The following is a 13515-nucleotide window of genomic DNA, read 5'->3' as shown; positions in this document are numbered from 1 at the left end:
AATAAGAATTGTTTTTTCCGGATAATATTTTTTTACATCTGCAAGAAGTTTCTTTTCTGTTTCTACATCAAGGGCGCTGGTGGAGTCATCAAAAATAAGTACAGGAGAATTTTTCATAAGGGCTCTTGCTATGGAAAGTCTCTGCTTTTGTCCTCCGGAAAGTCCTATTCCCCTTTCTCCAACAATTGTTTCGTAACCTTCCGGCAGCTTGCGGATAAAGTCGTGGGCCTGTGCGTGACGGGATGCTTCAATTATCTGTTCATCAGTTCCACCTTCTGCATAAGCTATATTTGACTTGATGGTATTACTGAATAAGAAGGCTTCCTGGAAAACATAAGAGAACATGGACCTGAGTTCCTTAAGGGAATAGTCGTGAACGTCTTTATCGTTAATAAAAATTCTTCCCCCGGAGAGTTCGTAGTTTCTTACAAGAATTTCCAGCATCATGCTTTTACCAGAACCTGTTGCTCCTGTAATTCCAATTTTTTTGCCGTATGGAATCTCCAGATTAAGTTTGTCTAAAACCTGTTTGTCTGCAAGGGTAAGGCTGGCGTTTTCATATCTGATGGAAGGTTTTTTGTTTTTTTCATCTTCATAGCCTTCTTCATTATCCTTAACTCTGGACTGGGTGTTCATAAAGTTAAGCATTTTAATTCCACTGACAACCTGCTGCTGCATCTGGAAGAAGTTGTTGTTAATAAGGGTAATGTAATTCATGATTTTCATTACATACTGGGAGCAGGCAACAAGAAAACCGATTTTAAAATATCCCTTAAATACAAGAACTGCACTTACTGCAATTGTTCCTATATAAGCTGCCTGTTTAATCGAGCTGAAGACTGCTTCAAATTTTGCACTAAGGGCAATCTGTTCAAGATGAGCTTTCTTTAAGTTTTCATTTGCCTTTTCAAATTTTTCTTCTTCAAGATTTTCATTTGTAAAGGCACGGACCAGGCGGACAGCTTCTATGTTTTCCTGAACGGTAAGGGTCATTGTAGAATTGCAGTTTCTTATAGCCCTGTATTTTTCCCTGGAGATTTTTTTAAACTTCCTTAAGGCAATTACAAAGAATGGAGTAAGGGCTACAGGAACAGCCAGCAGCCAGGGACTCATTCCTGCCAGTATTACCATACTCAGAATCATTGCAAAAGAAGCATCGATAATAGTAGGAATCATTTTGCAGAATAAATCCTTGTACATAATGGTGTCGGAATTTATTGTCTGAAGAAGTTCACCGGAATTAAAGTTGCTTAAGGTAAGGGAATCAAGACTCATAAGCTTTGCATAGGTTTTGTATCTTAATGTTGTTTCAAGCTTAAGACCTATTACTTGATTTAAAAGATTTTTAAGGTAAACAAGTATTATTCTAATAAGGAGAAGTCCCATGTAAAAGAAAGCCAGATGCCAGAAAAGCTTAAAGCTGTGAACAGGATATTTGTCCGGCTCAAGTATAAAGGCAAAGATACTTTCTTTTCCGTCCTGATTTGAACAGATTACATAATCAATGAACATTTCAAAAAGAAGGGGCAAAAATAAATCTGCTACAGTTGCGGCAAATCCCATAAGCTGAGTAAGGATTGCAACAGGGATACATCCCTTGTAATAGTGCAGTCCAAACCTGAAGGTTGATGTTTTGTTATTGTTCATAGTTTTTAATTCTATAATGAAACTTAAGAAAAAGATACTTAATAAAAAAAAGTTGACAACAGAAAAATTCGGTCTTATTCTGAATATAATCAACGCGTGTTGATTTCACGTTTTGATTTTAAAATTTAAGGGGGCAAGTATGAAAAGAAGTTCAGCAGTAGTAAGGGTTACTGCAACTGTTCTTATGGCTTTAATCAGCACTCTGGCTTTTGCGAAAAAAAATACTGCAGCAGATGCCGTTAAACAGAAGATTGTTGTTGAACCTGTAAAAGGTATCAGTGATGATTTTATGAACGGCGTTGATATCAGTATGATTGACCAGATAGAAAAGTCCGGGGGAAAATTTTACAACGCTGATGGTCAGCAGCAGGATATTTACCAGATTCTTAAGGACAATGGTGTTAACTGGGTAAGAATCCGTCTCTGGAATAAGCCTGTTTACGAAAAAGATGTTTATGATAAAAAAGGCAAGCTTATTGCAAAAAAAGGCAGCCCTATGGGTGGTGGAAACAATAACCTTGAAACTGATCTTCGTATTGCAAAACGCATTAAAGCTGCCGGACTTAAATTCATGCTGGACTTCCATTATTCAGATTTCTGGGCAGACCCTGGAAAACAGAACATGCCTCAGGAATGGAAAAACCTTTCTTATGATGAACTTAAAGTTGAAGTAGAAAAATTTACAAGAGAAACAATCAATGCTTTTACAGCTGCAGGTGCTGCTCCTGATGCTGTTCAGATTGGTAATGAATTGAACTCTGGTTTTATGTGGCCTGTAGGTCAGCTCTGGACAGATGACCCTGATGTAAAGATTGGAGGAATGAAACAGTTTCTTGGACTTTTACAGAAAGCATCTGATGGCGTTCGTAATGCAGAAGGCGGTAAGGATATAGAAATTGTAATTCACCTTGCCAATGGTGGAGACCAGGGACTTTATAAATGGATTTTTGATGAAGTAAAAAAAGCAAAGATTGACTATGACATTATTGGTCTTTCTTTCTATACATACTGGCATGGATCCCTTGATGACCTTAAGGCAAATCTTGAAATGATTTCAAAGCGCTATGGAAAAAAGATGGCTGTAGTAGAAACTGCCTATGCCTTTACAGAAGAAGGTGGTGACAGTCAGGGTGATGTCTTTATGACTTACTCTGATGAAGAACATGGATACATTCCTTCAGTACAGGGACAGGCTACTGCAATCCGTGATGTAATTAATACAGTTGCATCTGTTAAAGGTGGCTGCGGTGTATTCTACTGGGAAGCTGATTCAATTATCTGTAAGGGGTCTGAACTTTCTGCAACAGAAGGAAACACCTGGGAAAATCAGGCAATGTTTGACTTTAACGGAAAGGCTCTTCCTTCACTTGCTGTATGGAATCTTGTAAAGGGTAAGGGAGAAGTAAAGAATGTCTGGGGTGGCAGTGCATCCCTTTCTAAGTCAGCAGTTATGCCTTATGCCATGTCTGATAAAATAGAAGTAACAGTTCGTCCTGGAGAAGTTCCTGTCCTTCCAAAAAGAGTAAAACTTGTTTTTGAAGATGACAGTGAAAGAGCTTTTGATGTTAAGTGGGATTCCTATAACTGGAAGGCACAGACTAAGGCAGAAAAAATTACCCTTAAGGGAAGTGTGTCCGGTTATGATTACAAACCTTCTGTTACAGTTGAATTCAGTGACAAGGTGAATATTATTGAAGACCCTTCTTTTGAATCTGGAAAGCTGGGTGCCTGGAAACTTAATGGTTCTTCTACAGCCTGCTTCCTTGAAAACAATAAGGGTAATGCCCACACAGGAAAATGGACTTACAAGTACTGGCTTGCTTCCGGATTTAAATCAATTCTCAGCCGTGAGTTTAAAAATATTCCTGATGGAACTTATCGTTTAAGTATCTGGGCTATGGGTGGCGGTGGAGAAAATACAATCCGTCTTTTTGCAGCCCGCTTTGATGGAACAGAAAAACAGATTACTTCTAAGATTACAAATACAGGATGGCAGGACTGGCATCAGTATACAATTGAAGTTCCGGTTAAGGGCGGCAAGGCAACTATCGGCATTTACCTGGATACAAATCCGGATTGCTGGGGTAACTTTGACGACATTGAATTTGTAAAGATTGACTGAGGAGAATATTTATGAAAAGAAAAATATTAAGTGCAGCATGTCTTGCCCTTTTGGTTACAGGTCTTTATGCTCAGGCTGCCACAGATGGTTTTGTAGTTCCTCTTGATGAAGATTTAACAAAGGCAGTTTCTGTTTCTGCTGCTGCGCCTGCTCCTGCTGCAAATGCTTCTTCAATTGCTCAGGGTATCTGGATAGAAACTACAAGTGATAATAAAGCCCTTATCCGTGATGTTGCGACAGGAGAAAAGAAGGGTTACGAATTTGATAACGCACATTTTTTAAGTAATGCAAACTGGTGGTTCTGGGGTGATATAAACAAGAGCTTCCATCTTGATGCAGAAATTTCAGTATGGGATTTTGATAAGACCCTTTACCAGGCTAATACTTACGGAGCAAATGTTCCTGATGTAAGCTGGGGTGACGGAATGCAGAGTCTTGCATCCATGCTTTTTTCTCCAATAGCAGAAGGCAATGATGATGGAGCCGGAAGCTTTAATAAACTTGCCCTTAACCTTACAACTCCATACCTTAACGTAAAAGCCGGAATGGGAAACTTAAAGGCAGGAGGTATGACTCACTTTAGCGGAATCTTTACTGTTATTGATCGCTGGAATGATGTAGGGGATGGTTTTCTTGAACTCAGTAACGGAAGTTATATAAGTGAATTTGGAAACTTTAAGATTCATGCAGTTGCTGCCTTTAGTGAAATGCTGAATGTAAGAAGTCAGCCATACGGAATGTATGACCTTCTTGATGTAAAATATGGAGACAAGGCAGAAATTGCATTCACCTTTGGAAGTTCAACAACAGAAGAAAAACTTTTCTATTATAACGAGTCTAATACAAATGCCCTTTCTCTTTACGGTATGTACAATGTAACAGATTCTGTAAAAGCAGAAGTTCACGGACTTGCCACATTTGGAACTGATGTTGATTTAAACTCTGATGCCCTTGCTTATGCAGGACGGGTTACATATTCAGGAGATAAATTAAAGGCTGCCCTTACAGGAACTTATGCAGCAGAAAACGTAAACTCTGTATGGGGTAGTGATGGTCAGACTTATGATGATATCAATGCAGACAAAGTAACTTCTCAGTTTGATATTGCATGGCAGGCAGCTGGTTTTGTAAATGTAAGTCTTGATGAAAGTTTTACAGCAGAAGATACAAGTGCTTTAGGTGATGGTCTTGTTAATCTCCGCACTCAGCCACAGATTGATTTTGATTTAAATGGTCTTGCAGGAAAAGATATTCTTGCCGGAGCTTACTGTGTAATCAATGCAGACCGTCTTGCAAAAGAAACAAATGCAGATCAGCCTTTTATTCCTTACTTTAGTGAAGCAGGTATAGAAGTTACAGCATCAGATCTTTCTTTTGCAAAGAAAATTGTTTTTGATTACGGTGTAAGCAGAACTGTTGTACTTAATGATGCTTCTGATGCTTATGATTCAGAATATCTTTATAACTCCCTTATGGTATCAGCTGACATTAATGATAAACTCAGCCTTCATCTTGGAGGACTCTTTAACACCCTTAAAGATTCAGATGACAGCTTTATCCCATTTGGTTTTGCCTTTGGTGTAAAAGTTAATTCTGTTCCACTTCCTGGTAATCCTATGTTCTGGACACACTTTACTTATGCAATGAATCCTTATGAAGATAATAACTACAGTCTCTTCCGTGCAGATGATCCTCTTAACAATGCATCTCACAGAACTTATCTTCTTAACACACTGGATACAGAAAATGCCAGCCGTATTGCCCTTGGTTTAATCTGGAATCTGTAAGTAAGACATGGAGGAAAGAAATATGAAAGTGAAAAACATAAAAAATAAAATTGCAGTTTTTGCATCCCTGGCATTCATTGCCCTTGCAGGACTTTCTGTAACTTCCTGTGCAGATGCAGAAGGTCTTCATAATCAGCAGGCCCTTATGGTTACCTTTCAGTTTGAAAACTTTGGAGAAGACATAAGCGGTAACTATTCAATTCCAGGGAACTTTGACGGAAGTGATTCCTGGGACAACACAAATGTAGATGTAACCCTTAAGGAAGGAAGCGGTACTTCTTCTCAGATAGCAGTTACAATTTCCAACATTCAGTTCAGTCTTGTTCCTGTTAATGCATGGAATCGTCCCTGGTACATCAAGGGAGAAGTAGAAGGTAATGGTGCAGACCCAAGTGCCAGCGGTGCTTTGCAGAACTTCTATATAGACGGACTTGATCTTAGTGCAGGAGAAGTAACTCTTGTAATTGACGCATCATCTGGAACTGCAGTTCCTGTTGTGGAATAAGGGGGGAATAATGATGAAAAAAATATTTGCTTTAGCTGCAGCTGCTGCAGTAATTTTTACAGGATGTGATTCCCTGCAGGATACTTTAAGTGAAGAAATGCAGGCTAAGCTGGATGCAGAAACAGGAAGTGCAAGTTACAGTTATAAGACCTGGTACTATAACGGTATCTCCGGAGAAGATATTACTGGTGTAGAAGGACAGACTCTTCTTATTGATTTTGGAAGAAAGGTTGCTTCTTCAGGCGTGTCTGGAAAAATTGCAGTAACTTATACAGATTCTTCAGATAATGAAGTTACAAAAACTTTCTCTACTGTAAACGGATACTTTACATCGGATTACACAGGTTACCGCCTGAATATGTCTAATGTAACAGCCCTCTTTGACGGAGATAATATTCCTGATTCTACTGCCACTATGACTATAAACCTTACAGGTTTTGTTTGTGCAGAAGGAAATCAGAAGGGAAGGGCTCTGTCTGCTTTTGAAGCAAAAAATATCAGCATAAAGCCTTTCTTTGCAAATGATTCCTATTCTTTTTCTACAATGGGATTTTCTGAAGATACAACTTTCCCGATTGAATGTAATGCAGAGCTTTCAGTAGAAGAGGGAACTGTTGTTACCGGAACAGATTCTTCTTCAAACACTTATGAGTTTACAGTTACTGGAGAAGGTTCAACTGTATACCTGGTACCTTCATTTACAACTGCTCCATCTGATGGAACAGAAATGACAATTCCCCTTGCCGGAATAATTCCTGAAGGAAGTGGTGATGCTTATTCAAAAGAAATCACTGCCAGCTTTACAAGTCATTATGTTGTAGTTGATGGAAGTAAAGATGATAACTGGTCTTCTGATACTGTTTCTTATGTTGCTGATGACTCTTCTGATGGAAGTGCCTTTACCTGGGAAGCAAACAGCGGTGACTTAACAGGACTTTATGTTGTAAATGATGATGACTATCTTTATGTTGCAATCGAAGGAAGTTTTGCTACAACCTGGAGTGATGGTCTTGCAGTAATGATTTCTTACGACCATTCTTCTGATGTAGCTTATACAACAGGTGCTTCTACTTTTGCTCTTGCAGATACTGTCGCTTACGGACGTGAAGCTCTGGCTCACGGAAAACCTGATGTTTATCTTTATCACAAACCTCAAAGTGATGAGTTTGGAGTATGGGTAGAAAATTCTGATTCGGCAGATGATGTAACTTCTACTTCACTTTATTCACCATCAGGAGAAACAACTTCTGCAAGCTTTATTGAATATGCAATTCCAATGACAGCCCTTGCAAATGCAGGAATTGAAAGCGGAAAAACAATTCATGTATTTGCTGCTTACTCCGCTCACTGGGATGACGGTATAGCAGCAGCAGATGTTGTACCTGATGACTGTGCAACTTTAAATGATAATCACAACAGTCTTACTGTTAATTTCCAGAATGCTCTTGAATATACACTTGACTGATGGAAGGGAGGAGTTTTATGAAAGCAATTAAATATTTAACTGGAAGTATTATTATGGCAGCACTTCTTGCTTCCTGCTCAGATACACCATCTTATCCATCTGGAAGTAGTGTTACGGCAGGTCAGGTTTCTGCAACAATAGACGGAGAAACTGTAACGGTAGAAGCTGTAGATGCAGAACTGTCTTCTTCTTTTATCAGGGGCTTTGATGCAAGTGCAGTAAATGATTCTGGTACCGGCTCTTACTATGATGCCAGCGGAAATGAAAAGGATATCTTTAATATTCTTCCATCTTATGGAGTTAACTGGGTTCGTCTTCGTATCTGGAATAATCCTGATTCAGATAACAATCCTTCTGTTCCAGGTGCATCAGATCTTGAAGTTGTTTTAGACCAGGCTTTACGTGCTAAGGCTGCAGGTCTCCGCCTTCTCCTGGACTTTCACTACAGTGATTACTGGGCTGATCCTGGTAAGCAGCTTATTCCTGAAGACTGGCTTGACTGTACAACAAGTGATGAACTTGCAGCAGAAGTTACTGATTACACAACAGAAGTTCTTACAGCTTTAGTAAGTCAGGGAACTGCTCCTGATATGATTCAGATTGGAAACGAAATCAGTTCAGGTATTCTTCTTCACAGTGCCATGGATGAAGATGAAAACGTAACAGCTGCTTCTTCTGACATAAAGGGAACTTTCTGTTCTGATAATTACTTTAAGTATCTTGCTGCCGGAATTGAAGCTGCCCGTACCTGCTGTCCTGATGCAAGAATCATGCTTCACTTTACAGATATTAATCGCAATAACCCTGTAAGCTATCTGTCAAGTTTTGATACAGCCTTTGAAACTTATGGAGTTGATTATGATGTTGTGGGACTTTCTTATTATCCAAAATGGTCCAGCCACGGAACAATTGATGCACTTGGAAGTAAGATTGCTTCAATTCAGTCAACTTACGGAAAGGATGTTGTAATCGTAGAAACAAATGTTGATAACACTATTTCTTCTACTTCATCAGAAAATTATTATGATTCTGTAACAGTTGCAAACCTTACTGTGGATGATGAAATTTATTCCGGAATAGATACTGACTCAACAGGTGTTCCTGCATCTTATCAGAATCAGGCAAATATAATTCGTGCAGTAATTGAAGTTGCAGCACAGAACGGAGCCCTTGGAGTATTTACCTGGGGTGGTGAATACAAAGGCAGCTGGGAATATGGTCTTTTTGCTTCAAGCGGAAAACCTGCCCCAAGTCTTGTAGTTCTTAACGTTCAGTAATTTTTTTTAATTGAATAAAGTCTCCGGTTTTCTTTTATGGAAGGCCGGAGATTTTTTTTACAGGCTCCCCTTATTTCTTAAAGAATTATAAGGCTTTTAAAAAAGACCGTAAAAAAATCTTGAAATGGCAAAAAAATCAAAAAATAAAATTTGACACGTGTAAATTCCGGTCCTATACTTATTTTAGTAATCAACACGTGTAAATTACTTGTGTTGATAAATAGAAAAAACGTATTTTCACAGGAGGAAACAATGAAAAACGTTAAAAAGATTTTTGGATTATTTGCATCGCTGATGCTTTTAACAGGAACATTTACTGCTTGTTCTGATTCTGATTCCGGTTCTTCTGCTGCTGAAGTGGACTACATTGAAGAAGGCGGTTCTGCTACTGTAAATGTTGGAGAGACAATTACCCTTTATGCAGAAGGAAAAACTTCTGTTGATGATTTTACCTGCGATGGCCTTACAATTGAATACAAGGGCAACGATGCTTTTGAAGTTACTGCCAGTGAGGATGCTACAGATGCTACTGTAGTCCTTAACTTTTATGATGGTACAGATACAGATGACGGTATTAATTTTACCCTTTATGTATACGATCCTTACTTTACCCTTAACCTTACTCTTGATTCTACAGTTGCATCTGAAGCTGCAAGCATTACAGTTTATGCAGAGGGAAAAGAAGACAGTGAAAGTTCTGCTGCCCTTTATCAGACTGTAACTGCAACTTATACTGCTGGAGAAACAAGTGCTACAGCTGAACTTGCAAAAGAAAAGGCAAACTCTTACGACTTCTTTAATAATATTGTTGTAACAGTTAAGGATTCAGATGGAAATGAAATTGATGTAGAAACAAGTCCTGTATATTTCTGTTACACAGATGATGACTTTACAGGAATTACTGTAGCTGCAGCAAGTGAGTCAAAAACCTTTACAATTAATTTTAGCGGTTTCACAATTGCCGGTGGTTCAGTAAGTGGGCTTAGCTATTCTACAAAGTGGGCAGAAACAAGTTCTGAATGGGGTTCTGCTTATGTTGTAACACCTGATGTTACTGTTGCAGCTGACGGTGCTTCTGCTACATTTACTGTTGCAAGTACTGAAGAATTTTATATTGACTGGACAGCTGTTGTTGTAAAAGATTCTTCTTCTAATGAAATTACTATCAGTTCAGGAAACACTGAATCCAATAAGTGGTACAGCTATTCAGGTGATGTATGGTCAAATACTTTAACCTATGTTTCCGGTGAATATACTGCCCTTATTACAGACCAGGCATATAGTGCTGATGGTAACAAATATGTACAGATTCTTGAAGCTTCAAGCTTTACAGATCTTTCTATTTCTACATTAAAGGTTGTTGTAAAAATTTCATCGGCAACTGAATATTGGGCATCTGCATCTTCTGCTTCTGAATATGTAGAATCAAAATATCAGTCATTAAGCTGGAGTGATGATGAAAGCGGTTACGCTGGCGTAATTACTTCTTCTGATTTTATTTCTGCACTTGCAACAAACGGACTTTATCTTAATGTTGCAACTGATGCTGTGGGAACAGTTTCTGTTTCTTATATTGCTGAATAATTCTAACCTCCTGATATAAAACCTTTTTATCCCTTTTTTTGGGCACTGTCTTTTAACTAAGATGGTGCCCGTTTTTTTTTAGTGAATTTTCAGAATGAAATTTTTAAACTTAGATATTTTTCAGACAAGAGACTGTCAGACTTTAAATTTTTTAATAATCAAATTTTTTTTTATAAAAATTATTTTAACCTTTATTTTTTTTAAGCCGGTCTTTTTTAAGTCCTCATAAACTTTTTGTGAAAAGGTTTTCAGATATTCCTGACTTACTGCTCAATTTCAGGGATTAACATTTTCTAATTTTTTACAAAGCTTAAAAGGGGGAAACAATGGTTGCAAAATTAAGACACGCTTTTGCCTTACTGGCAGCAGCAACAATAGTCTTTGCATCTTGTTCATCTGGGGGCGGCTCATCAGGCAGCAGCCCAGCTTCAACAACAAATGCTGTTCTTTCATTTAGTAGTGAAGTAACAGTTTCGGATTCAGCAAATACTCTTGCTGTTCCTGACGTAGTACCTTATGCAGAAAAAAGTTTTTCTGTGTATGTAACAGACGGTGTCGCTGAAAGTATTTCAGTAACTTCATCTTCTTCAGACGTAAGTGTAAGCGTTTCAGATGTCTGCCAGGCATCAGAAACTGATGCTTATGATTACTACGCAACTGTAACTTACTCAGCAGATTCTTTTGAAGATGTTACTTCAACTCTTACAGTAACTGCTGTAATTACAGATGAAGACTCACTTACTGCAAGTGTAGCCCTTACTGCAGAAATTGCAGAATCAGTAGAAACTTATCAGGTAACATCTCTTGCCCAGACACTTGCAGATGGTGAAGCAACTGCTGAACATAATGTTACCCTTACCTGGACTCTTCCAGAAGATTCTACAGTAACAAAAATGTTCTACCGTGCAGTTCAGACTTCTAAAGACGGAACAGAAGTTTCTTCAGATGACGCATATGATTCAGGTTTAGTTGAACTTGATGCAGATGCTGTAACAGTTACAACTTCTGGTACTATGCCTTCAAGCTCTGAATACACAGTTTATATTTACACAGTTATATCTGACGGCTGGTCTGTAACAAGTCTTACAGGTGTAGTAACAGGAGATGATATGACTCCTCCTGTAACTCCATCTATTGTTGCAGGTACAAGTACTTATGATGAAGTTTATCTTGTATACACAAAGGCTGCTGACGATGATGATGGCGTTGCTGATGATACATACTCACTTCAGATTACAATTCCTGAAGGTGCAACTCTTGTAACATCTGATGACCTTGTTCTTGTTACTGATACAACAGACACTGTTCTTGTAGATTCTCTTGCTGCAGAAGAAAGTCTTACAATTCCATTTACTGTAAGCCGCTCAGCAACTTCTGCTGATTATGCATTCTCTGTTGTTGCTTACGACGAAGCAGGAAATGCCCACACTGATACTGATGGTGCATCAGCTGTAGAAGTTACATGTACTTCACTTGCTGATACTGTTGCACCGGAAGAAGTAGTTGATGTAGTTCTTGATCTTACAGACAACACTCTCACATGGTCTTATGATGAATTCTCTGATACAGACTTTGCCGGAGTAAATGTTTATGTTGATGATGCAACAACAGCTTCTTATACAGTTCTTTCTGGAGCTGAAGCTTCAGTAACACTTACAAGTGCACCAGCTTCATCAGTTACGATTACAACTTACGATACAGTAGGAAACGAAAGTGATGGTGTAACAGCTACTCTTGATACACCTACAGTAGGAACTGTTTCTACAGGTGTAACAGGACAGCTTGTTATTTCTGAAGTAAGCGTAACTTCTGGTGCTACATGGACAGCAGAAGCCGCTTCTGATGATCAGACAGTATTGTATGATACTGATTCAGCATTAATTTATGTTAATGGACTTACAGTAGGAACAGAAGTTGCTCCTTCTGCAGTAATTGCAGTTACAAGTGATGAAGTAACAGTAAAATATTCTGTAACAGCTTCACAATCCCTTGCTCCTGTAAAGATTGTAATGAGCATCCGCAGCTGGTGGCCTACAGATATTCCACCTTATATCGTTCCACACCTTGGTACAGTAGATTCAACTGAAGTTACAGCTTCTAACCTTGTAGCAGCAGTAGCTGATGGTGCTTCTCAGACTTCTGACATGCCTTATGAAAGTGCAGATTACAAATACTGGATTGTATGGCCTTCTATTGCAAATGATAATCCTGATGCTGTATCTCTTGAAGCTACAACAGAAACAGCTGAATCAACAGGTCTTTACGTTTATGCTGACTTTAACGGCGATGTAACATGGGCTTCTTCTTATTCAAATAAGACAAGCTGGAGTTATGGAAATTCTTCTAATCCTCAGGTATGGGTAGCAGATAAATCTTCTATGTCTGATACACAGATTTCAGAAGCCGGCTTTATCTTTACAGACAGTACAAGTGGTTATTCAGGTGATGTATCTGACGGTTATACCGGATGGTTTAATGTTCAGAGTTCTTTGAATACATCTTACTACTGGTGTGGTGCATGCTTTAACATCAGTGAATCATCTTCTATTGCAACAAACGGTGACAGTGATTTCTGTTACAAGTCTTCTACCTGGACAGGTTCAGAATCAAGTGACAGTCCTGCCTTTACTTCTGATATGGTTTCTTCAGAAGCTGATGACCACTCTGTAACCCTTAGCTGGACAGAACCATCTGACGTTGACTATTCTTACCTTGTAATTTCTTCAACAGATACAGATTATGACGGTACAGCTCTTGAATCTGTAACAGCAGAAGCTGGAACAACATCAGCTGACTTTACAAGCCTTTCTGCATCTACAACTTATAGCTTTACATTAACAGCTTATGATGCCTTTGGTAATTCAACAGCAGTTTCTGTAACAGCTGCTACTTCAGAGGATACAACTTCTCCTGAAGATGTTTCTGATCTTTCTGCAGCTGCCGGACGTACAAGTGTTACCCTTACATGGACAGCTTCTACAAGTGAAGATGTATACGCTTATGCAGTTTATGTTGATGATTCAACAGAAGCTTATACAACTGTAACAGATGCAACTGCAACAGTTTCTGACCTTACAACTGATACTGAATATTCATTTACAGTAAAGGCTGTAGACTATGATTCAAAT

8 protein-coding genes are annotated in these 13515 nt (G+C 38.7%); 7 read left to right on the top strand and 1 reads right to left on the bottom strand.

All coding sequences use genetic code 11. From position 1 onward, the window contains the following. The coding region (locus K6D58_RS10800) for an ABC transporter ATP-binding protein (RefSeq protein ID WP_296830552.1) at positions 1-1647 on the bottom strand (1647 nt) is incomplete at its 3' end. A gap of 139 nt (positions 1648-1786) precedes the next feature. Between K6D58_RS10800 and K6D58_RS10795 the strand changes: the two genes are divergently transcribed. The 7 genes from K6D58_RS10795 to K6D58_RS10765 form a co-directional block, all read left to right on the top strand. Then, complete coding sequence (locus tag K6D58_RS10795; protein ID WP_296830550.1) at positions 1787-3769, top strand: glycosyl hydrolase 53 family protein; 1983 nt, start codon at positions 1787-1789, stop codon at positions 3767-3769. 11 nt (positions 3770-3780) lie between these two features. After that, positions 3781-5556, top strand: a complete 1776-nt coding sequence (locus K6D58_RS10790) for a hypothetical protein (RefSeq protein ID WP_296830548.1) — start codon at positions 3781-3783, stop codon at positions 5554-5556. Positions 5557-5578: 22 nt separating this feature from the next. After that, positions 5579-6061, top strand: coding sequence for a hypothetical protein (locus K6D58_RS10785; protein ID WP_296830546.1), 483 nt, complete (start codon positions 5579-5581; stop codon positions 6059-6061). 13 nt (positions 6062-6074) lie between these two features. Further along, positions 6075-7526 carry a hypothetical protein gene (locus K6D58_RS10780; protein WP_296830544.1) on the top strand — a complete coding sequence of 484 codons (1452 nt, stop codon included), beginning with the start codon at positions 6075-6077 and terminating at the stop codon, positions 7524-7526. Positions 7527-7543: 17 nt separating this feature from the next. Next, the gene (locus tag K6D58_RS10775) at positions 7544-8803 is read left to right on the top strand and encodes a glycosyl hydrolase 53 family protein (protein ID WP_296830542.1); all 1260 of its coding nucleotides are present in this window, start codon (positions 7544-7546) and stop codon (positions 8801-8803) included. 252 nt (positions 8804-9055) lie between these two features. Further along, positions 9056-10387, top strand: coding sequence for a hypothetical protein (locus tag K6D58_RS10770; RefSeq protein WP_296830540.1), 1332 nt, complete (start codon positions 9056-9058; stop codon positions 10385-10387). 326 nt (positions 10388-10713) lie between these two features. Next, positions 10714-13515 (top strand): fibronectin type III domain-containing protein (locus K6D58_RS10765; RefSeq protein WP_296830538.1); only part of this gene is annotated, 2802 nt, incomplete at its 3' end.

This window comes from Treponema sp. (assembly GCF_024696245.1).
Lineage (GTDB): Bacteria > Spirochaetota > Spirochaetia > Treponematales > Treponemataceae > Treponema_D.
Note: the sequence above shows the minus strand (reverse complement) of the source record. Positions and strands in the feature narration are given on the sequence as shown.